Source organism: Halomonas campaniensis, assembly GCF_002211105.1.
In the GTDB taxonomy this organism is placed as follows: Bacteria; Pseudomonadota; Gammaproteobacteria; order Pseudomonadales; family Halomonadaceae; genus Vreelandella; species Vreelandella campaniensis_A.
The window spans coordinates 288929-310779 of record NZ_JPUA01000037.1 but is presented as its reverse complement, the minus strand read 5'-3'; the positions used below and the strand labels follow the sequence as shown (position 1 = coordinate 310779).

The following is a 21851-nucleotide window of genomic DNA, read 5'->3' as shown; positions in this document are numbered from 1 at the left end:
CTTGATACCGATTAAACGCTGGTGGTCTTTCCCAAAGACTAGTCCCAAGGGCTAGCTCTAAGGGCTATCCCCAGCGCATTAAAACCAGCAGCCATAAGGCTGATACCGCAAGTGCTATCCAAATGGAGAGTGACGTGAACCCAATCACCCCCAAATGGATAAAGGCTGCAGAGAGCAGGCCGATAAACAGCCGATCCCCGCGCGTGGTGGCAATGGGTAAAAACCCTTTGCGTTCAATGGTGGGCGACAAAATCTCCCAAATCGTCATGCCTGCCAGCATGGCGGCAATTGATGAAAAGAATATGGCGGTGGGTACGGTCCATACCATCCAAGACATAGCGAGATCCCCTCAGGTACGGCCCAGGGCAAAGCCCTTGGCGATATGGTTACGAACGAAGTAAACCACCAGAATGCCGGGGATAATGGTGAGTACACCGGCGGCTGCCAGGGTGCCCCAGTCAATCCCGGAGGCGGTAGAGGTGCGCGTCATGATCATGCCGATTGGCTGGGCACTGGTAGCGGTCAATGTTCGTGCTAGCAGTAGTTCTACCCAGGAGAACATAAATAGGAAGAACAGGGTGACGCCGATGCCTGAGCGGATCATGGGGATAAAAATCTTGACGAAAAAGCGCGGAAAGCTATAGCCGTCGATATAGGCGGTTTCGTCGATCTCCTTAGGTACGCTGCTCATAAAGCCTTCCAGGATCCAGATTGCCAGCGGTATGTTGAACAGGCAGTGAGCCAGTGCTACCGCAATGTGGGTGTCGAACAGGCCTACCGAGTAGTAGAGCTGGAAGTAGGGCAGCAGGAATACCGCAGGCGGGGCCATCAGGTTAGTCAGCAGCCAGAAGAATAGATGCTTGTCGCCAATAAAGGTGTAGCGGCTAAAGGCGTAGGCGGCCGGTAATGCGACGCAGATGGTGATGAGCATGTTCATCGCCACATAGATTATCGAGTTGACGTAACCCATGTACCAACTTGAGTTGGTGAAAATGCCGATGTAGTTGTCAAAGGTGAGGTTCTGGGGCCACAGCGTCATGGAGCCCAGAATTTCGCTATTGGTCTGGAGCGACATATTGATCAGCCAGTAAATGGGCAGAATCATTAGCGCCAGATAAAGACCAAGCAGGAGACGTGAACGCCAGTGCGCACGGGCAGTCCGGTTACGCCGCTTGGCCGGTGAAACCTTGCTAAAAATGGTGTTGTACTTTTCACCGCGCTGAGTGTTTTCGAGTTGATAGCTCATGTTAGGCACCTCCGTGCGGCGGTTTGTCTTTCTGCATATTCATAATGGTGGTGTAGAACACCCAGCTCACCAGCAGAATGACCAGGAAGTAGATCAGCGAGAAGGCTGCAGACGGTCCGAGATCCTGTTGGCCGATCGCCATGGTGGCCAGCGACTGGCTTAGAAAGGTAGTGGCGCTACCCGGCCCGCCGCCGGTGAGTACAAAGGGCTCGGCGTAGATCATGAAAGAGTGCATAAAACGCAGTAGTACCGCGATGACGAGCACATTGGTGAGCTTGGGGAGCTGGATATAGCGGAACACCGCCCACTTAGACGCCCGGTCGATGCGCGCTGCCTGATAATACGCTTCGGGAATCGAGCGCAGGCCGCTGTAACAGAGCATGGCCACCAGCGGGGTCCAGTGCCATACGTCCATTAAAATGATCGTTACCCAGGCATCACCGGCATTACGGGTAATGTTGTAGTTAATGCCGAGCTCGCGCAGGCCCCAGCCCATTAGGCCGATATCACCACGGGTAAATATTTGCCAAATACTGCCGACCACGTTCCATGGAATCAGCAGTGGCAGGGTAATTAAAATCAGCACCGCCGAGGCCTGCCACCCGCGTTTGGGCATAATGAGCGCGATGCCAATCCCCAGCGGAATCTGGATAGCGAGAATAATCAGCGAGAATGAAATTTGGCGCAGAAAAGCTGCTTGCAATGCCGGGTCGTTAAGCGTGGTTTTAAACCACTCGGTACCGGTAAAAAATGTCGCGTAGGGCCCAAGCACGTCCTGCACCGAGTAGTTGACCACAGTCATCAGCGGAATGATGGCGGAGAACGCCACCAATACCAGCATGGGCAGCACCAGTAGCCAGGCTCTGTTATTGGGTACTTTGTTATTCATTGCCAGCCTCCACCAGGTATTCATCGATATACAGCGCCAAGTGCGCATCATCGAAGTGCGCAAACGCCGTTTCACCTACCGGCTGATGTCCTTCTGGCAGGCGGGCTTTAAATGTCTGTTCGTTGAGCTTAAAGGTGAGCAGAGAGTAGGTGCCCAGGTCTTGCACGCTGGTCACACTAATCGGCACGCTATTGGCCGTTGGGCTTGTAGCAATGGCGATAAACTCGGGACGTATACCCAGCTTTATGTTGCTAGAGCTAGCATTGGCAGCGCTGGTGACTGCATGCTTCATCTGCTCGCTAATCGGAAGCGGCTGTGTGCCGAACATTACCTGACCGTCGCGGTATTCTACGGCCATAAAGTTCATGCCCGGACTGCCAATAAAGTAACCCACAAAGGTATGCGCAGGGCGCTCGAACAGCTCTCGGGGCGTGCCGAACTGCACCACCTGGCCCTCATACATCACGGCAATTTTATCCGCGAAGGTAGAGGCCTCTAGCTGATCATGGGTCACGTAGATCATAGTGATGTTAAAGCGTTCGTGAATCTCCTTGAGTTTGCGGCGTAGTTTCCACTTAAGTTGGGGGTCGATCACGGTGAGCGGTTCATCAAACAGAATCGCCGTAACGTCATCTCGCACCAAGCCACGGCCCATGGAGACTTTCTGCTTCTCGTCGGCGGTCAGGTTTTTGGCTTTGCGATCCAGCAGCGGGGTCAGCTCAAGAATATCGGCGACTTCGAGTACCTTGGGTTTCACCCGGTACTCTGGGGTATTCATATTGCGCAGGGGAAAGGCGAGATTGTCGAACACCGTCATGGTGTCGTAGATCACCGGAAACTGGAAAACCTGGGCAATATTGCGCTCTTCTGGGGGCAGTTCGTTGACCCGATGCCCGTCGAAAAGTACGTCACCTTCTGAGGGTTCAAGCAGGCCAGAGATAATGTTTAGGAGTGTCGACTTGCCGCATCCTGATGGGCCTAAAAGCGCATAGGCGCCGCCCTGATGCCATACGTGATCCATCTGACGGATAGCATAATCCGCCGCGCCCTTGGGCGTTTTTTCGTAGGAGTGCGCCAAGCCTTTCAAGGTGATCTCAGCCATGGGCAACTCCTCCCTGACGCGCAGGAATATGTACCGTCTGGCCCTGCTTGTCGAAGGCGTAAAGTTGATGGGTAGGGAAGTACACTTTCAAGGGCTGATTAACACTAAACTGGTGAATGCCCGCCAAGTGCAGAACGAGAGGAAACCGTTCGTGATGAACATGCAGGAAGGTTTCTGAACCGCTGATTTCCGCAACATCCACATGGACATCCAGCGCTAAGTCATCGGCTCTTTGCGGCTGTAGGGTGAGGTGTGAAGCTCGGACACCAAAATCGTAATCCCCTGGTTCGAGGCGCTTTAGCTTGTCATCGCAGGGAAAGTGTAATGATTGGTCGAAGGTGATTTCGCTGTCGGTAAGCCGACCGGGGACTATGTTAATTGGCGGCTCTGAGAACATTTCTGCGCTAAAGCGGCCATTCGGTTCGCGATAGACCTGCTCGGTAGGGCCGTATTGAAGTAGTTTTCCTTCATGAAGTACCGCCGTATTACCCCCTAGTGCCAGTGCTTCATTGGGTTCGGTAGTGGCGTATACGGCGATACAGTTACGCGCCTTAAACAGCTCGCGCAGTTCATCGCGTAGCTCTTCGCGGAGTTTGTAGTCTAGATTAACCAGCGGCTCATCAAACAGGATTAAGTCGGCGTCTTTAACCAGTGCCCGCCCCATGGCGGTACGCTGCTGCTGACCTCCGGAAAGCTCTTGAGGGTAACGATTAAGTAGCTGTTCGATATGCAGCATTTCAGCGATTTCGCCAACCCGCTTATCAATTTCGCTTTTAGGCTGCTTGGCTAATTTCAGTGGTGAGGCAATATTGTCGTAAACGGTAAGACTGGGGTAGTTAATAAACTGCTGATACACCATGGAGACATTGCGCTTACGCACTGAGACGTTTGTGACGTCTTTGCCATCCATAATTACTTTGCCGCGGGTGGGGGGCTCAAGTCCAGCCATTAAGCGCATTAACGTGGTTTTCCCGGCCAGCGTTCGACCCAACAGCACGTTGAAAGAGCCTGGCTCAAGAGCCAAGTCTATTCCGCTGATATGCGGCACACCGTTAACGATGTGATCGATATTTTGTAAATGTAAGGACATGCCGATCTCGCTAGCGTCATTGTTGTTGGAAAGTTTTGTAGATTTATTGAATAGTGCAGATCGTTTTCGTTTACGAAAGGCTAGTTGATCGTTTGCGAACTTGCAACGCGTTTTTGGCGCATTTATCTACGCATTTAGGTGTAGAAAGTGAACACAAAAAAGCCGCCCCCTGGTACGCAGGGGGCGGCCGCTTTACTGGTAACGCTTTGAAAAAGGGGGATTACTTAACGTTTTCCTCCTCCTGCTCTGGCTGTCTGGACGCTGTTGCAGATTTTTCATTGTGATTGATCAGTGTGGACTTGTTCTTGGCAAAGGCATCGTAGGCAAAGTCGTCCACGGTGAGCATTTCCAACACTTCAGCCTCGAAGGTGCGCATAAATTCGGCATCCTCGGCACTGACCAAGCCTTTTTCCAAGCCTGCCTCGACCCGAGCTTCAGGGTGCAGCGCCGTTTGCGGCAGCTCGCCTTTGGCGTACGCCTTGTTCACCGTGCGGTAGATTGCTTCAGCTCGGTCATAATCCACTAGCAGGGCGTTGTAGCGGGCCAGAGGGTTGCGCTGTTCGCCGTCATCTGCGTCCCAGGTGTTTTCCAACAGCTTGGTGCGCAGTGCGCTGTGGGTAGAGACACGCTTAGCAATATCGCGGGCCAGGTCATCGTGGGGTTTATTCCAGCGGCGACCGGTGGGCATTACCACAGCGTTAAGCGTTTTGCCCAGGGCGCGGTTGGGAAGATTATCGAAAATCTCCACGAACGCTTGTTCGGCACGCTGGAGCAGGAAGCGGCAGCTGTAGTGCAGCAGCGCTTCTTCGCCTTCTACTTTACTACCGGCCTGCCACTGCTTGAGCACCATTGAGGCGAGGTAGAGATTAGAGAGTACATCCCCCAGCCGCGCAGAGATCATTTCGCGTTTCTTCAGCGCTGAACCCAGGCTCGCCATGGCGGCGTCGGCACACAGGCCAAAGCCAGCGGAGAGGCGGGCAATATCCTGGGCATAGGTAGCAGCGGGGCCATCGAAGGGCACGCTGGCTTTGCCGATGCCAAAGCCCAGGGTAAAGGCCCGCGCTGCGTTACCAAAGATTAAGCCCGCGTGGCCGAAGAAGGCTTTATCGAACGCCTTCATATCGTTGGCGTCTTTGGCGGCCAGTTCTTCCAGCACATAAGGGTGGCAGCGGATCGCGCCCTGACCAAAGATCATCAGGTTGCGGGTCATGATGTTGGCGCCTTCCACGGTGATCGCCACCGGGTTGGCGCTGTAGCCGATACCCAGGTAGTTGCGTGGGCCAAGGGTAACCGCTTTGCCACCGTGAACGTCCATGGCGTCGCTAAGCAGCACGCGCTGGAACTCGGTCAGTTGGCTTTTCAGAATGGCCGAGGGCACCGCGGGTTTTTCGCCGTGGTCGATCATATTGGCGGTTTGATACACGGTAGCTTGGGAGATATAGGCCAGTGCCGCCATACGAGCGAGGGGCTCCTGCACGCCTTCCATCTCGGCAACCGGCACGTTGAACTGGCGACGAACGCGGGTGAAACCGCCGCTCCAACCCAGGGCGTAACGTGCAGTACCGGTGGCGCCTGACGGCAGTGTGATGCAGCGGCCGATAGACAGGCACTCCACCAGCATTCGCCAGCCCTGGCCGATCATGTCCGGGCCGCCAATGATGGTGTCCAGCGGTACGAAGACATCTTTACCGATAATCGGGCCGTTCATAAACGGGCTGCCGATAGGGTGGTGACGGCGGCCAATTTCCATGCCGTCGGTGTCGCGGGGGATCAACGCCAGAGTAATACCGCGATCTTCTTCGTCACCCAGCAGTTTTTCCGGGTCAAACAGACGGAAGGCCAAGCCCACCACAGTGGCGATGGGTGCCAGAGTGATCCAGCGCTTCTCGAAGTTAAGGCGCAGGCCAAGCACTTCTTCGCCGTTAATGGTTTGTTTGCAGACGACGCCGGTGTCGGGCAGCGAGGTGGCATCAGAACCGGCGCGAGGGCCAGTGAGGCCGAAGCAAGGGATTTCACGACCATCGGATAAACGCGGCAGGTAGTGATCTTTCTGCTCTTGGGTGCCGTACTTCAGCAGCAGTTCGCCAGGGCCGAGAGAGTTGGGTACGCCCACGGTCACCATCAGGGTTTCATTGACGGAGAGCTTCTGAAGCACCATGGACTGCGCTTTGGCTGAGAAGCCCAGGCCGCCGTACTCCTTCGGAATGATCATGCCGAAGAAGCCCTCTTGCTTCAGAAAATCCCACAGCTGCTGGGGCAGGTCGGCGCGCTCTTGGGCGATATCCCAGGCGTTGCACATACCCGCGGCTTTGACACACTGATTGGCCAAGAAGGCTTTTTCATCGTCGCGCAGGCCGTCATCCTTAAAGGCGAGCAGCTTTTCCCACTGGGGCTTGCCAGAAAATAGTTCGCCATCCCAGGAAACGCTGCCTGCTTCCAGGGCCGTGCGCTCGGTGGCAGACACTTTGGGGGCGACTTTTTTAAAGGTGGCGAATAGGCGCGGTGTGAGCCACTTGCGACGCAGCGCGGGCAAGCCAGCGACTGCCACAGCGGCTGCGCCAATCAGCAGCAGCACGCCAATGACTTCGGCGTCAAACAGCAGGCCAACAAGGCCCAATACGCCAAGCACCGCTATTGCCGCGGGGGCGCCCGCCTCGCGACGCATCACGACGAGCAGGCCAGCAATGGCGAGCACGATAAGAAGTAGGGTGAGCATAGTGTCTCTCTCAGTTGGTGGCCTTGATTGCTGGCCAGCTGTTGTTAGTAAAGTGTTGGTTAAAATGATTAATCGAACACTTGTTTGAATATTGGCAGATGGTGCCCGCCTCGTGCAAGTATTTAGGCATGTTTAGCGCTGCAAATGCGATCTCCTCACCAAAAAAAACGCCATAGCGAGAGGCCATGGCGTTTGGAGTAGAAAACCGACTAAATGTTCAGGTGCGTTTGGCCGGTGCGCCGTTAGCGACGTAGTAGTCAACGCTGGCGCGGGGGAGTGGGTCAAGGCCTCTAATGCGGTCGGCGATTTTCTCCGCCAGCATAATGGTGGGGGCGTTCAGGTTGCCGGTAGGAATCACCGGGAACAGTGAAGCATCTACGACGCGAAGGCCTTCAATCCCATGCACGCGTCCCTGGCCGTCGGTGACGGCCATTTCACCCTCGCCCATGCGGCAGCTACCGCAAGGGTGGTAGGCGGTTTCGGCGTGCTGTTTTACAAAGGCGTCGAGTTCGTCATCCGACTGCACGTCGGGGCCGGGCGCTATCTCGCGACCGCGGTATTTATCAAACGCTGGCTGGGCGATGATATCGCGGGTGAGGCGAATGGCGTCGCGGAACTCCTGCCAATCTTTCTCTTTGGCCATGTAGTTGAACAGGATGCTAGGCGCCGCGTGTGGATCCTTTGATGTCAGTCGAATACGCCCGCGGCTTTCTGAGCGCATAGAGCCAACGTGGGCCTGGAAGCCATGGGCCTGTACCGCGCTTTTGCCGTTGTAGCTAATGGCAATGGGCAGGAAGTGGTATTGCAGATTGGGCCACTCCTCTTCATCGCGGCTGCGGATAAAACCACAGGATTCAAACTGGTTACTGGCCCCCACGCCGGTGCCCTTAAACAGCCATTCGGCGCCAATTTTGGGCTGGTTGTACCACTTAAGCGCGGGGTAGAGCGAAATAGGTTCTTTGCACTCGTACTGGATGTACATTTCCAGGTGATCCTGGAGGTTTTCACCTACGCCGGGCAGGGCATGAACCGTCTCGATGTCGAGCTCATTGAGCAGTTCCGGGTTGCCGATGCCGGAGCGCTGAAGAATCTGCGGCGAGGCGATGGCGCCACCGCACAGTAGCACTTCGCGGCGCGCGTAGGCCTGCTGTTTTTCGCCTTTCTGCTCATAACGAACGCCCACCGCCCGCTTACCTTCAAACTCAATGATGTCGGTGACGGCATGGGTTTCGATGGTGAGATTGTGGCGCTGTTTGGCAATATCCAGGTAGCCACGGGCCGTGGAGGCGCGGCGACCTTTGGGCGTAACGAAGCGGTCCATGGGGCCGAACCCCTCTTGCTGGTAGCCGTTAACGTCTTCGGTTTCCGGGTAGCCCGCCTGCTTGCCGGCTTCAATAAAGGTGCGGTATAGCGGGTTATTATCCGCTTTAGGCGTGGTCACGCTGACCGGGCCGTCGCCGCCGTGGTAGCTGTTGGGCCCAATGTCGCGGGCTTCGCACTTTTTGAAGTAGGGCAGGCAGCTTAGGTAGTCCCAATCTTCGAGGCCGGGCTGCTTGGCCCAGTTGTCATAATCGAGTGCGTTACCGCGGATATAACACATGCCGTTAATCAGCGAGGAGCCGCCCAGGCCCTTGCCGCGGCCACACTCCATGCGGCGGCCATCCATATAAGGCTCGGGGTCGGTTTCAAACGCCCAGTTGTAGCGCTTCCCCTGTAGCGGAAAAGCTAAGGCCGCGGGCATTTGGGTGCGGAAATCGAAGCGGTAGTCAGGGCCGCCAGCTTCTAACAGCAGTACGCTGACGCTGCTGTCTTCGGTGAGGCGGGTAGCGAGCACATTACCCGCCGAGCCTGCGCCGATAATGATGTAATCAAATTCGCGTGGTTGAGACATAGTGAATTACCGAGGCTGAAGATGGGGCGGGGCTTCCTGGCGGTAGCTTTACGCGAGGGCGCTGTGAACCCATCCCTGGGCGCTACTTTTCCCATCTGACCGCCACGGATGGCGGGAATGCCGAAACTGAATGGATCAGGTTTCGGCCATGGGAAAAGACCCTCGCTACAAGCCACCCCCAGTGCCCTGGTCAGTTAGTGCGCAGAAAAGTGGTGCTTTGATTTAAAACACTGACTCAAACGGCCCCATCTCGATTTGAACTGACTTGGTCTGGGTATAGTGATTAAGCGTCTCGATACCGTTCTCGCGACCAATACCCGACTCTTTGTAGCCGCCTACCGGCATTTCGGAAGGTGACTCGCCCCAGGTGTTGATCCAGCAAATGCCCGCTTCCAGCTGGTGTATCACGCGGTGGGCGCGGTTTAGGCTTTCGCTGAAGACACCGGCGGCAAGGCCATAGGTGGTGTCGTTGGCGCGGCGAATGACTTCCGCTTCGTCATCAAAGGCGAGTACTGACATCACCGGGCCGAAGATCTCTTCGCGCACGATACGCATCTCATCAGTGCAGTCGGTAAACACGGTAGGAGCCGCCCAGGCGCCATCGGCAAAGCTGCCGCTGTTCCAGTCGTCGCCACCCACGAGCAGACGGGCGCCTTGCTCTTTGCCCAGGGCAATATAGGAGAGCACTTTCTCCTGATGCTCGAAGCTGACCAGGGGGCCAAAGTTGACGCTGGGATCCATTGGGTCGCCTGCTTTGATGCGCTTAACGCGCTCTACCAGCTTGGCTTCGAAGGCGTCTTTAATGCTGCGTTCGACAAATACCCGCGTACCGTTGGTGCAGATTTGGCCGCTGGAGTAGAAGTTGGCCATCATGGCGGCGTCGGCAGCGCGATCAAGGTCGGCATCTGCAAAGACCAGCAGCGGCGATTTGCCGCCCAGTTCCATGGTGACGTCTTTGAGCGTCGAAATTGCGGCGGCGGCCATGACTTTCTTGCCGGTGCCGGCTTCGCCAGTGAACGAGACTTTGGCGATGCCAGGGTGTTCGGTGAGCATGGCGCCCACGCGGCCGTCGCCCTGCACCACGTTAAAGACGCCGTTGGGCAGGCCTGCCTCAGTGAAGATTTCCGCTAGTTTCATCACGGTGAGCGGGGTGACTTCGCTGGGCTTAAACACCACCGCGTTGCCTGCCGCCAGGGCCGGGGCAGCTTTCCAGCAGGCAATTTGAATCGGGTAGTTCCAGGCGCCAATCGCGCCGATCACGCCCAACGGCTCACGGCGGGTGTAGACAAAGGAGCTATCGCGCAGGGGAATCTGGCTACCTTCGATAGCCGGTGCCAAGCCTGCGTAATACTCCAATGCGTCTGCACCGGTCACAATATCGACACTGGCCGTTTCGCTGATCGGCTTGCCGGTATTGCGGGTTTCAAGCTCGGCAAGCTCGTCGTTGCGCTCTCTTAACAGCGCGACGGCGCGCAGCATTATACGTGAACGCTCCATGCCGCTCATCGCGGCCCACTCGCGTTGGCCGCGCTGAGCTGCAGCAACCGCGGTGTCAACATCCGCTTGGCTGGCTTGACCGATAGTGGCCAGCAGGCTGCCATCGAAGGGGTTGGTAACGGTAAAAGTATCGCCTGAAGTGGCATTTACCTGGCGACCATCAATATAAAGTGGCTGTACGTCTTGAGCGGCCATGTAGGTCTCCTCCAGTAAGGTAATGAAATTAGCTGTAAGTGTTGGATTCGGTCTTTGGGCATCCATAGTGAGCAAAAAGTTGATCGAGATAGGTGTGAGCAAGAAAGCGTGCTTCTGCAGCATCGAGGCCTTCTGGCGTTAGTGCGCCGCGCAGCCATAGGCCATCAATCATGGCGGCTAAGCCGCGTGCTGCGTTGCGGGCTTCTGCACGGGGCATAACACGTCGGAACTGGTGACATAAATTGCTGTAAAGCCGGCGATCATTGACGTTTTGCAGCCTCTGCAGCATGGGCTTATGCATGCTGCTGGCCCAGAACGCTAACCATGTCTTGGCGGCGGGGCCGGTGACCTGCGTGCGGTCAAAGTTACCCTCAATGATGGCACCGATATGGGCGCGGGGAGAGTCGTCTTCCAGCGCATTGCGACGCACCGCAACGGCCCCGGACAGGTCGGTCAGGATTTGCCGCATCGTCGCTTCCAGCAAGCCATCTTTACCGCCAAAGTAGTGGCTGATGATGCCTGCTGAAACGCCCGCATGGCGGGCAATGCGCATCACGGTAGTTTCGGCTAAACCGACCTCATCAATGGCTGCCATGGTCGCGTTGATTAACTGCTGGCGGCGTATCGGTTCCATTCCCACCTTTGGCACGACGTTCTCCTAATTCGTTGAATGCCTAACAGGGTCGTTGCTTGAAACCCGAGCGTAGACATGATTACCTAACAATGATGGCATTTTTTTATTGAACGTTCAATCAATAAAAAGACGCGATGATTTCTACGCACTGCGACCACGGCAGTAACTGAGTGTTCGTATCCATGTTTTGGCAATACGTATTGGCAATCAGCTTATATAAAGGGGACAACGATGATGAGCAGAACTTCTTCACGCTATGCAGGTGTTTTATTGCTGGCAGCGGGTCTGCCCACGGCTGCCTATGCAAACGAGTGCAGCAGCGTGCGCTTTGCCGAAGTGGGCTGGACGGATATTACCGCTACTACTGCGCTCGCTAGCGAAGTCCTCGAAGGGCTTGGCTATGAGCCAAGCGTCGATACCGTTTCCGTTCCGATTGCCTATGCCGGTATGCGTAACAATGATTTCGATGTTTTCCTGGGTAACTGGATGCCTTCCATGGCCTCTATCAGCGATCCCTATATCGAGCGCGGTGAAGTTGAGCGTTTGGTAGCCAACCTGGAAGGGGCGAAGTATACCCTGGCAGTGCCTCAGTACGTTTACGATGCGGGTGTGACGTCGGTTAACGATTTAGCTGAGTATGCTGAACGGTTTGATAGCAGTGTGCACGGCATCGAAGCGGGTAACGATGGCAACGAGCTCATTGAGCAGATGATCGATGACGATGCATACGGGTTAGGCGATTGGCAGGTAATCGATTCCAGCGAAGCTGGCATGCTGGCAGAGCTGCGTGCTCGGGTGCCCAATGAAGAGTGGATGGTGTTTTTGGGTTGGGAGCCGCACCCCATGAACTCTAACTTCGAGATGGCCTATCTTTCTGATGCCGATGACTATTTTGGCCCGGATTTAGGCGGCGCGACCGTGCACACCAATACTCGAGCGGGGTTCGTGGATGAGTGCCCGAATGTGGGTACCTTGCTGCGTAATATGACCTTTACCCTGGAGATGGAGAATCAACTGATGAGCGCGATCATGGATGATGGCGAAAATCCCCGTGATGCGGCCCGTGAATACCTAAAAGCCAATGAAGGTATTCTGGATGAGTGGTTAGAGGGTGTCACCACTCGCGACGGCGAGCCTGGCGCTCCTGCTGTGCGTGCAGCCATTCAATAAGGCAGCTTTGCCACGCCTTTCTATAGTCGCGGCAAGCCGGAATCCGGCTTGCCTTTCGTCATTAAGGTAGGCATAATCTGCACCCGTTGATGAGGGAAAGGCTACGTAGCTCAGCTGGTTAGAGCACATCACTCATAATGATGGGGTCCCCTGTTCAAATCAGGGCGTAGCCACCACATCAGCATTAGCACACTCGCGACTGTTTTTAATAGAAACAGTTTTTAAACAACAGAGTGTGCCGTTATGGTGGCCCCTTAGGTCCTCCCGCAACGCTAAACTGCGAACCCCGCCAGGCCCGGAAGGGAGCAACGGTAGTGGTGGCTGCGTGTGCCGGGATGTGGCTTTTGGGGCCGCCTCCATTTCTGATTAGCAGTTGGAAGATATTGAACAACTGCCCCTCCGCCAATTTGTAATAGCAAAGCTTGCGGATTCCCGAGAGCCTCCATCCTGACACGCCTTGTGGCGGCGCCCAATAGAGTGTCGCTTGTAGCATCAGTTATTGGTTTGGTTGGTTATAAGGACTATTTCCTGCTCTTGGATTGACTGTTCAGTGTCGATTTGGCTCTCGGTGTCATTATCTCTTTCAATCGTTGGCTGTTTAAGCTGGCTGAGTTGGCGCTTTAAGTAGTTAGTATAAAGGTGTTTATTATAAACTGCCCAACAGTGGAATGTCAGAAAGGTAACAAGGAAGCCCACCAACACTATTTTGATCATGATTGAAGCGTAGAGTTGTTCCAGGATCGCTTCCTCCACTATGAAAAACATGTACAGTCTGGCCATCACCAAAACCCACAGTGCTAGTGTGGCTAGTGTGATCAAGGTATCGCGTGATCGATAGCCCCAGCTTTTCTGGCAGGGGTTGTCGATGATAACGGGCATCAGTTTATTGTTCATTGAATTGTTCCCCTCTGTCAGGACTAGTCCAGGTGGCAAGCCTCCCTTTTTGGCGCAGCATAGCTCTTGGGAAGGCGATAATGACGGTGGCCATATTGATAATCCAATAGGCGAATGGATACCAGACACTCCAGTAGACGCAGCGGAATATCTCTTTGTCGTAGCGGCTGTCGATATAGAAACTAACGCTGAACTGGATGAAGCTGATGGCGATCAGGATGCTGCCGAAGTAGGAGAGCAGCTTGGTGGTGATAGGCCATGCCATGGGCAGTAACAGTTGAGATATTAGCCATGCCACAATCAACGTGATAACGGAATAGCACCACATCACGCTGACGATGTACTCCAGCATTAGTAGCCAGAAGCGGCGGTTCTTCCAGCGGATGGTTTGTGAAAAATAGCGCAGGAAAACTTCACCGCCACCCTGCGCCCAGCGCAAACGCTGCTTGAAGAGTCCGCGTAGAGTTTCCGGCATCAGCACCCAGCACATGGCCCTGGGTTCATAGCGTACCTGGCCGCCATTCAGCTGTAAGCGCCAACTGACATCAATGTCCTCAGTGATCATGTCGGTATTCCAGCCACCGATTTCTTCGAGTGCCTTGCGCCGGAAAGCGCAGATAACCCCGGAAATGGTAAATACCATTCCGTAGATACGCTGGGCGCGTTTGATCAAGCCGATGATAGCGGAAAATTCGCCGGTCTGAATCTTGCCAATGGCGGTCGAACGGGTTCTTACCCGTGGATTGCCGGTGACGCCACTGACGTTTGGACTGCTGATAAAGTGGCTGACCATGTAGCCGATGGCGTCGTAGTCAAGTATCGCATCGCCATCAATGCCCACGATGATATCGCCTGTGGCGTGGCTCAATCCATTGTTCATGGCGCTGGCCTTGCCTTGGTTGGTCTGGTGCAATACCTGTAATGCAGGATACTTGAGTGCTAGGGCGTCCAACTGACTGGCGGTGTCGTCCTTGCTGCCGTCATTGATGGCGATCACATCCATATACGGGTAGTTCTGCTTGAAAAGATGGTGAATGGTCTCTTCCACATTTGCCTCTTCGTTATAGCAGGGCAATATCACCGTTACTTTAGGTGTGGTCTCGTCCCACGTGAAGGTGGCAGGCCAAGGCTGTTTGCGCTCCCAGTGGACGTAGAAGTAGATGCCCCCACATATCCAGATGGTTGCCATCAGGCTTGGGTAGCCGAGTGTGAAGACGGCGAGTTGGTCAAGTATGTTCATGGGGTGGCCCTAAAACGACGTCCGATGGAAAAGACCGGTCGCATCACATTGATATCTGGATGATTTTGGTGAAAGTCATCTGGGTAGTAACCAATGTTTTTAATACCTTCTTCACGCAGAATGCGCACCCACTGAGCGATCTCAGCGCTGGGAATAGGGGTTTGGGTATGCCAGTTTTGTGCTTGTAATTCGAATACCAATTGGTCGGCGCTTACCTGAGCTAGCGAACGCTGGGCAAGGCTTCTCAGCCACGCATCGGGATTCTCGGCTTCTTCCATGTAGGGCATAGCCATCACGGCGACGAAGTCATAACCACTGGCAAAGTTTTGCATATCCTGGGCAAACCAACGCTGGCTACGCGGCTCCATTACCGTGACGGCGTAAAGGTTGCGTGAGGTGGTGAATACCTTATTGTCCGCTTGGCGATAGTAGTTCGCGGCCTGCTCCAGTTCGAGAGTGAAATCGGTTAGGTATTCGGTCTTGAAACGCACCCAGGCAGTCATCAAGGCTTCGTCATTGCGGATCGCGTTGATATCTCTTGGCAGTGACGCGCTCTGATAAGCGTTCAGGGCGTTAGGAGAGGCATCCTCAAAGTCTGTAAAGAAAGCATCGTCGTGAAACAGCAAACCATCAAACTTAGTCAGTCGACCAAGATCTTGGTAAATCTCACGAATGGTACGACGGTTCGCTTCCACGTAAGGCGAGAGGCGACGGTAGTGATCGGGTGACTCGTTGCCAGTTCTTACATCGGTGACATACTGATAACCAGGCCCCAGGTCAAACGAGAGTACTGGCATCCATGCATATACTTTTACGTTTGCGCGTTTCTTTAACTGCCAGGCAACTCGGTTGAAAAGGTCAGCCCTAACGGGCAAATGACGGTTGGGGAAGTAGAGTGCATCGGCTACTCCGTTACCATCCGGGTCAGCGTAAGCTTGCAGGTACACTGTGCTGACACCGTAACGGGAAATACGCTCAATTAAGCGGTCGAGGTTCTGCTCTTGCTGAATGGGGTCTGGGTCATACACATAATCCAGGTCAACATGCACAATGCGTAACTCTTCCATCTCCCATACGCGATTGGAGAGTATCTCCTCTATCGTTTCCAGGGTGGTCTCCTGGTCAATGAGGTAGCGGTTCATGCTGCGCATTGAGTCATTGAGTTGGTTGGGAGCACTGAGCAAGCTGAAAGTGTACTCCATGCCATATTGGGCGGCGATATCGAGAGTCGCCTCGCTGTAGGCACCGTAGGGCCACACCATGATACGAGGGCTCTGGCCTACCTGTTCTTGGAATCGCTGTTGAGTACGAGCCATATCGTTACGAATTCGCTCAAGGTAAGCAGCTTCGCTTTCATAACCGCTGCGCGCGTTCCATATGCTGGTGACCGCGGCTGCTTGTTCGTTACCCATGGGATTGCCGACTACCCCATAATGAAGGTCGTAGGAGTGGGAAGCGATTTCCACCAGCGGTGATTCGTTCAGTGTTCTAACCTGCTCCCAACTGAGAAAACGTTCGCGGGGCAGGGTGATGTTGCCATAGGGCACACGTCCGCCAGCGGGTACATCCAGCCAACTGCCTACCACAGCTTGAACGGCGGGGAAGTTGTAGAGCTTGAGTAGCGGGAACACAATGTCATAAAAGCTTCGATAGCCATCATCGAAAGTCAGCAGTACGGCTTTGTCTGGCAGAGGTTGCCCCCCCGCTTTGGCATCCAGAATCTGTTGTAAACTCACTGGCTGGTATCCGCCAACCGCAATGAGGTTGAAGTGTTCAATGAGCCGGCTGCGAGTAATGGTCTGCGAATAGATATCCAGCTCGGGGGTGACGCTGGAGTCGACAATATCGTGATAGCTGATCACCACATAATCTCCCGGCAAGCGGTCGGCCTGGGCCTGCTGAATGTTGACCACTACCAGCAGAACCGCGCTCATTACAATAACGCGCCAGAGTGTCATAGGAATCTCCATACAAAGCCGGCTGAAATAACATTGTCATATTCAGGAACACCGTCGTAGACGGCTCGTTCGCGGGTAATGCCATATTCAAAATTTACGGTGGGGGTTAGCTCCCAGCGGTGTTGGTATCCAATTGACCAAGTGTTCTCGCTGTCGAAATCTTCTTGCCAGTAGCGTCCTGAACCGAGAGAAACGGACTGGATAAAGGACTGCCGATAGTCAATCGGGGTTTCGTAGTTGACGGTTAATACACCGGCCAGGCTTGCATCACGCCGAGGATTGAAGTAGCTGGCATCCACCTCATCATTACGTGATGCGGATACCTGCACTTCTCCGTTGACCTGCCAGCGATCCAGATGATAAAGCGTTTGATTCCAGTAGCCGTAAATGGATTGACGCAGGTTGCTATCGTCAAAATCGGTGGCCATTATGCCGATGGCGCCAGCTCCGCGCTCGTCGTGCCGATAAGCCAGTTCAGCACGGTAACGGTCTGCGTTGACACCATCTTTCAGTGCTCTTAGCGGTGTGTCGGTGGTATTTATCTCGACGCCAAGCCTCGTGGTAATGTGATCCGTTGGGGCATACTGCAGCTCGGCGAGGGCCAGGAAGTCATCGTTGAGCTGTGAGCCGTGGCCCGCAGCCAGAGTGACTGTAGCTGGATGGAGGTTCCATTCGTAGCCTGCTATGTTGTAGGAGGCGTAGAGATCCTCATCGTCAAACTCTCCAAATTGGCCAATCCGTTGTGCGAAAGGACGGGAGCCGTTGCTATTTCGTGGCCCTTCAAGAAGTACTTCATAGCGCCACTCGCGAGATGCTTGAGTACCGCTACCTTGTCCCTTGCTGCGCTCGAACGTACTGCTGAGTTGGGGGGCACGTTGTTCGCGCCACTCTCGCGCTAGGTCGTCCCTTGAGGCACTAGGCCTCGCTTCAGTAGTCGTTCTCGCAATTTCATCAGTGGTGCCTTGCCACTGGCCCCGCTGCAATCGGGCTAGCAGCACACCGTGCTGAGCGACAGTTTGTTGGTCAGGTGGAAGTAGTTGCTCAGCTTGTTGGTAAGAGGCTTCTGACTTTCTTGGCCAACCTCTCTCACGCTCAATATCCCCTTTAATAAGCCAAAGGTAGGGATCCGCGGGTGCTTGATTCTGATATTCAGCGAGACGCTCGCTGGCCTCGTCGGTGCGGCCTCTCCAGGCATCCAGTAGCACTTCCAGCAGCAAAACTTTTTGGTAGTTGGGGTTCTCGATGCGAACGGTGCGCGTGAAATCTAAACGTTGTTCAGGTTCGCTGGCGCGCCACTCTGCCAATAACCTATCCGCATCGCGGAATCGCTGGGCATCGGTGTAACTGTAAAACAGTCCTTCGTTGAGTGGGTCGTCAGGATTTGTTGCCTGAGCAGGGGATTGTCGAATCAGGTTTTCGTAGAGGTCGATGGCTTCATCTGGACGCCCCATGCCATGCAGTGCATAGGCTCTGGCACGTGCTACGTAGCTTGGTAGCTGGCCGTGCTGGTTTTCAAGCCTCATGGCTAGTGCTTCCGCTTCAGAGAATCGTCTCAGCTCTGCGAGCGCCACCACCTTGTCGTATTCAGCAATGGTGATAAGTTCTTGAGGGGCGTTAGGTGTGTTCAAAACGCTGTTCAATTGCGCCAATCCCCCCGCAGTTCTTGTCGGCTGGTCGGTATGTATACCTAGCCGTATATCCGTTACCCCTTCATAGTAAGTAAGCCACAGGCGGTCACTGTCGCTGAAGACATCGGGATTAGACTGCATGATACGGCGTGCCGCCGAGCTGGCGCCAAGCCCGACGGCCAGACGATAAAGTGCTTGTAATTCGCCCGTATTACTTGGATCTTGAGCTACCAGGGCTTGGCGGGCGTCCAGCTCTTGCATGGCGTTAGTTGTCTGTGCTGCTAGGTAGCCCTTTGCCTCAAGCCCTGCCGTTGTTGTGCCAGCTACTTGGTTGTACTGCTGCAACGATATATCCGCCAGTGTGTAATTGCCCATGTCGGTATGAACCAACGCTTGGCCAAGCCACCCCTGTGCATTTGAAGGGTTTCGATAGGTAAGTGTTTGAAACATATCCAGCGCCTTGTCGTATTCGCCCGCACTTCGAGCGGCCCCAGCAAGGTTGGCAAGTTCCGAATCACTGTAATTTTCTGTTTGGCACCAGGGACACACGTCCAATGCTTCCTGATGGCGAGCGGCACGTACCAGCAGTGCTACCAGATCAGCCCGAACACGCACATCGCGTGTTTGGTGATACAGTGACTGTAAACCGTCAATGGATGTTTCCAATGCCCCCTGGCGTGCCTGGATAACCAGTGCTTCGCGTTGCGCATCAGTCGTTGTTTGCGCATGCGCCGCACTGGTGGTTAGGCAGGCGAGCAGGCAAATCGGCAGTAGGGAGCTAGGACGATTCTGCATGGTGATATTCCCACCCTGGAACTTATGACAGTGTGTTTGTAATAAAATGTATCTTTCAGTGTATAGGAGTTACTTTAAGTAAATATTGAACTAAAACGTGAACTTAAACAGGAATCTCATCAGTCTCACGCCTTAGTTAGCTCATCCTGACACTATGATGAATGGCCTTATCAACATGGCTGTTAAGAATAAATGCCCTTTAACTTCCGTGGGGTAAGTAATGAGCTGGCTCAAGGCAGAAGGTGGGGTTCTTACTCGTCTGGCTCGTTGAGCTATAGCGGTACTAACCCGATAACTATTCAGTGACGGATAAAACAATGAGAATGCTACTGCGATGGATGCTTAGCCTTGTGGCGCTATTAGCGCTGCTGTTGGCGGGGCCTGTTTGGATATTGGCGAGTAATCAGGTGGTGACTGATGCTCATTGGTCATCATTAGATCGATCATCTGCTGGTATAGCACCTGATCCAACGGAGAATTTGGAAGCCGTGGTTCAGGTCTATTCCGCACGTGCTTATAACTGGCGTGGGGCGTTTGGCGAACATATCTGGATTGCGACCAAAGCGGAAAATGCCGATAGCTACCGACTTCATCAAGTGTTGAGCTGGCGGCGCCCAACGGTGGTCTCTTCCATTGATACGCCCGATCGAGCTTGGTTTGGCAATCCCCCCACACTGTTAGCCGATTATCGCGGCGATGCGGCAGCCCAGCTCATACCGCAGATAGAGGTCGCCGCCGTTAACTATCCCCAGGCTGAGCTTTATCGAATCTGGCCTGGGCCGAACAGCAATAGCTTTATTGCCTGGGTAATACGCGAAGTACCCGGTTTTGAGGTGTCGCTTCCGGTAACGGCAATCGGTAAGGACTACATTTTCAATGGTGTTTTTGCGGCGGTGCCCAGCGGCACCGGTTATCAGCTCTCATTTGGCGGGGTGGCAGGCATTATGTTGGCACTGGAGGAGGGGCTCGAACTTAATCTCCTCGGATTGAGCTTTGGTATCGACGTTATGCGGCCCGCTCTGAAACTGCCAGGTATAGGACGGTTAGGGATGTCCGCAAAAGTGTTGGGAGGTTAATCGCATTTGTATTACTGAGCAACTGTGTTTGCAGATACTTTTTTATTGATTTAGTATTTGGGGAGTGGTTGGAGGTTATGGTTATTAGCTAAGGAGCCGCAATGCAAACGGCACACGACATTTCCCAAAATAGGGCAGCGGCAGCGGCGGGCTTGAAAGCGGCGGTGCGCATTCTGGACAAATGGCGAGCATCCGGTGAGCAGGGTGAGGCGATTTTACGTGTTTCGCATAGTACTTACGCACGTGCCCGGCGTGGGGATCTTGACGAGATCAAATTAGATAGCGATCAGCTAACTCGGATCAGCTACTTACTCAATATCCATGCTGCATTGCGGATGATATTTGATAATCCGGAAAATCTTTATGGGTTCGTTAATCTGGTGAACCACAATCCCTTTTTCAATGGCCGTACGCCGCTCGAAGTAATGGGTTGCGGTGATTTTGCGGCGCTCTATGAAACCTTTAAGCGTATCGATAGCCTACGGGGAAGCCAGTGGTAACGCCTACTGACTTGCCGACCCTACCCAGTGGAAGCGTCACTGGTTATCGCTTGGTCAATAGCAAGTTTCCGCCGATTGACCTGTTCGATGATGTGGCGAGCGCGGAAGAGTTCGCTGCACTCCATGCACTGCAGGCGTTAACCAATCCGCGGCTACAAAATGAAGTGGGTAATTTAGCGCTGTTACCACACGAACAAATTCCGTTCGGCATTCGTGGCTGCTCTTATGCGGTGGCGCCGTTTACCCATGTAAATCCGCAGGGGTCGCGCTTTAGCGATGGTAGTTTTGGGGTGCTCTATATTGCCGATACCCTTGAGACGGCGATTGCCGAAGTAAAGCATCACCAGCAGGTGTATTGGCAAAACGTGCCGGGATTACACTATGAAAGGTTTGTCTTTCGTGGATTAAAGGCCACTTTTGATCAGGGTAGTTGCTGCGATGCACTCGCTTTACCCCTTGAACATGCCATTTACGCAGCCGATGATTATTCAGCCTCGCAACCCTTTGGTGCCGACATACGCCGATGCAGTGTCGGGCTCCGCTACTACTCAGTTCGCCGGTTGAATGCGAACTGCTGGGCACTGATGACACCACGCTGTGTGACCGACATTATCCAGACCACTCATTTGGAGATGATTTGGAACGGTGCCATTACTCAGGTGAATTATCTGCGTTTTTCTCACTGATAACGCGCAGCAGGTTAGCTCTTTTGCTGCTGCTCAGTGAAGCGCTGCATGATGGCGAGGGTTTCGTCGCTAACGTGGTGCTCCATGCCTTCAGCGTCAATACGCGCAGTCGCATCTCTCACCCCAAGAGCACGTAAGAAGTGCAGCACGATATCGTGACGGGCGCGTGACGTCTCTGCCATTTTCTGCCCCGCTTCAGTTAGGAACAGCGAGCGATAGGGCTTGCTGGTGACCAACTCCAGCTCATTTAAACGCCGAATCATTTTTGAAACCGTCGCCTGGCTTACCGCCATACGATTGGCAATGTCTGCCGCGCGGGCTTCGCCGCGGTGCGCCAGTAGGTCGCCAATCAGCTCAACATAGTCTTCAATCAGCTCGGTTTCGTGGGCATTTCGCACCGTTGCATACTGCTGGGCATGCTGCTCCACAGGGGGCAGTGCATCTCCAGGAATGCTTGGGGCAGGCAATGAGGCGTTCGGATTAAAATCAGTCATTGGTAAATTATATCGGAAGCAGTGGGAACAATCATTGGATAGTCGGGGGATGGTAACGTATTTTTGTGCAATATTGTTAGCCAAGGCTAAACTGTTTGCACAATGCTTTCTTGTTGAGCTACAGTCTACTTATCGGTCATGAACAAAAAG

At 54.2% G+C, this 21851-nt stretch carries 18 protein-coding genes, 1 tRNA gene and 1 other RNA gene; 6 read left to right on the top strand and 14 right to left on the bottom strand.

Features of this window, described 5'->3' with window-relative positions; translation table 11 throughout:
* Positions 1–64: 64 nt before the first annotated feature.
* From JI62_RS18810 to betI, 9 genes are all read right to left on the bottom strand, one after another.
* Entirely contained in the window at positions 65–337 is a 273-nt protein-coding gene (locus JI62_RS18810) for a DUF2160 domain-containing protein (RefSeq protein ID WP_088701628.1), read from the bottom strand.
* A 12-nt stretch (positions 338–349) separates the two neighbouring features.
* A complete protein-coding gene (locus JI62_RS18805) occupies positions 350–1246 on the bottom strand; it encodes a carbohydrate ABC transporter permease (protein ID WP_088701627.1) in 897 nt (298 codons plus the stop codon).
* Position 1247: 1 nt separating this feature from the next.
* Positions 1248–2135 carry a carbohydrate ABC transporter permease gene (locus JI62_RS18800; protein ID WP_088701626.1) on the bottom strand — a complete coding sequence of 296 codons (888 nt, stop codon included), beginning with the start codon at positions 2133–2135 and terminating at the stop codon, positions 1248–1250.
* Positions 2128–3237, bottom strand: a complete 1110-nt coding sequence (locus JI62_RS18795) for an ABC transporter ATP-binding protein (RefSeq protein WP_088701625.1) — start codon at positions 3235–3237, stop codon at positions 2128–2130. The genes JI62_RS18800 and JI62_RS18795 overlap by 8 nt, the downstream gene beginning before the upstream one ends.
* A complete protein-coding gene (locus JI62_RS18790; RefSeq protein WP_088701624.1) occupies positions 3230–4327 on the bottom strand; it encodes an ABC transporter ATP-binding protein in 1098 nt (365 codons plus the stop codon). Before JI62_RS18790 ends, JI62_RS18795 begins: the two co-directional genes overlap by 8 nt.
* Before the next feature lie 220 nt (positions 4328–4547).
* Positions 4548–7043, bottom strand: a complete 2496-nt coding sequence (locus tag JI62_RS18785; protein WP_088701623.1) for an acyl-CoA dehydrogenase — start codon at positions 7041–7043, stop codon at positions 4548–4550.
* A gap of 217 nt (positions 7044–7260) precedes the next feature.
* Positions 7261–8934 carry a choline dehydrogenase gene (gene betA / locus JI62_RS18780; RefSeq protein WP_088701622.1) on the bottom strand — a complete coding sequence of 558 codons (1674 nt, stop codon included), beginning with the start codon at positions 8932–8934 and terminating at the stop codon, positions 7261–7263.
* A gap of 222 nt (positions 8935–9156) precedes the next feature.
* Positions 9157–10626 (bottom strand): betaine-aldehyde dehydrogenase, encoded by a 1470-nt coding sequence (betB, locus tag JI62_RS18775; protein ID WP_088701621.1) that lies wholly within the window; start codon positions 10624–10626, stop codon positions 9157–9159.
* A gap of 28 nt (positions 10627–10654) precedes the next feature.
* Positions 10655–11275 carry a transcriptional regulator BetI gene (gene betI, locus JI62_RS18770; RefSeq protein ID WP_205737550.1) on the bottom strand — a complete coding sequence of 207 codons (621 nt, stop codon included), beginning with the start codon at positions 11273–11275 and terminating at the stop codon, positions 10655–10657.
* A 219-nt stretch (positions 11276–11494) separates the two neighbouring features.
* Between betI and JI62_RS18765 the strand changes: the two genes are divergently transcribed.
* The 3 genes from JI62_RS18765 to ffs all read left to right on the top strand — a co-directional run bounded on the left by JI62_RS18765 (position 11495) and on the right by ffs (position 12780).
* Positions 11495–12430 (top strand): choline ABC transporter substrate-binding protein, encoded by a 936-nt coding sequence (locus JI62_RS18765; protein ID WP_430750727.1) that lies wholly within the window; start codon positions 11495–11497, stop codon positions 12428–12430.
* A gap of 99 nt (positions 12431–12529) precedes the next feature.
* Positions 12530–12606, top strand: a tRNA-Met gene (locus JI62_RS18760).
* Positions 12607–12683: 77 nt separating this feature from the next.
* Positions 12684–12780: signal recognition particle sRNA small type (gene ffs / locus JI62_RS18755), an RNA gene on the top strand.
* Positions 12781–12922: 142 nt separating this feature from the next.
* Here the strand turns inward: ffs and JI62_RS18750 are convergent.
* Genes JI62_RS18750 through pgaA form a run of 4 tightly spaced genes read right to left on the bottom strand, consistent with a single transcriptional unit; the run spans position 12923 to position 18945 of the window.
* On the bottom strand, positions 12923–13324 hold the full coding sequence (locus JI62_RS18750) for a hypothetical protein (RefSeq protein WP_170938595.1): 402 nt from the start codon (positions 13322–13324) through the stop codon (positions 12923–12925).
* On the bottom strand, positions 13314–14564 hold the full coding sequence (gene pgaC / locus JI62_RS18745) for a poly-beta-1,6-N-acetyl-D-glucosamine synthase (protein ID WP_088701618.1): 1251 nt from the start codon (positions 14562–14564) through the stop codon (positions 13314–13316). The genes JI62_RS18750 and pgaC overlap by 11 nt, the downstream gene beginning before the upstream one ends.
* Positions 14561–16522: a poly-beta-1,6-N-acetyl-D-glucosamine N-deacetylase PgaB gene (pgaB, locus tag JI62_RS18740; protein WP_088701617.1), complete on the bottom strand. Its 1962-nt coding sequence runs from the start codon at positions 16520–16522 to the stop codon at positions 14561–14563. The genes pgaC and pgaB overlap by 4 nt, the downstream gene beginning before the upstream one ends.
* Positions 16519–18945 carry a poly-beta-1,6 N-acetyl-D-glucosamine export porin PgaA gene (gene pgaA / locus JI62_RS18735; protein ID WP_088701616.1) on the bottom strand — a complete coding sequence of 809 codons (2427 nt, stop codon included), beginning with the start codon at positions 18943–18945 and terminating at the stop codon, positions 16519–16521. The genes pgaB and pgaA overlap by 4 nt, the downstream gene beginning before the upstream one ends.
* A 317-nt stretch (positions 18946–19262) precedes the next feature.
* Between pgaA and JI62_RS18730 the strand changes: the two genes are divergently transcribed.
* From JI62_RS18730 to JI62_RS18720, 3 genes are all read left to right on the top strand, one after another.
* Entirely contained in the window at positions 19263–20021 is a 759-nt protein-coding gene (locus tag JI62_RS18730) for a DUF3750 domain-containing protein (protein ID WP_088701615.1), read from the top strand.
* Between the two features lie 101 nt (positions 20022–20122).
* The gene (locus JI62_RS18725; RefSeq protein WP_088701614.1) at positions 20123–20521 is read left to right on the top strand and encodes an antitoxin Xre-like helix-turn-helix domain-containing protein; all 399 of its coding nucleotides are present in this window, start codon (positions 20123–20125) and stop codon (positions 20519–20521) included.
* On the top strand, positions 20515–21207 hold the full coding sequence (locus tag JI62_RS18720; protein ID WP_205737549.1) for an RES family NAD+ phosphorylase: 693 nt from the start codon (positions 20515–20517) through the stop codon (positions 21205–21207). The genes JI62_RS18725 and JI62_RS18720 overlap by 7 nt, the downstream gene beginning before the upstream one ends.
* A 14-nt stretch (positions 21208–21221) precedes the next feature.
* On the opposite strand, the gene mntR is transcribed toward JI62_RS18720, so the two are convergent.
* Positions 21222–21701, bottom strand: coding sequence for a manganese-binding transcriptional regulator MntR (mntR, locus tag JI62_RS18715; protein ID WP_088701613.1), 480 nt, complete (start codon positions 21699–21701; stop codon positions 21222–21224).
* Between the last annotated feature and the right edge of the window lie 150 nt (positions 21702–21851).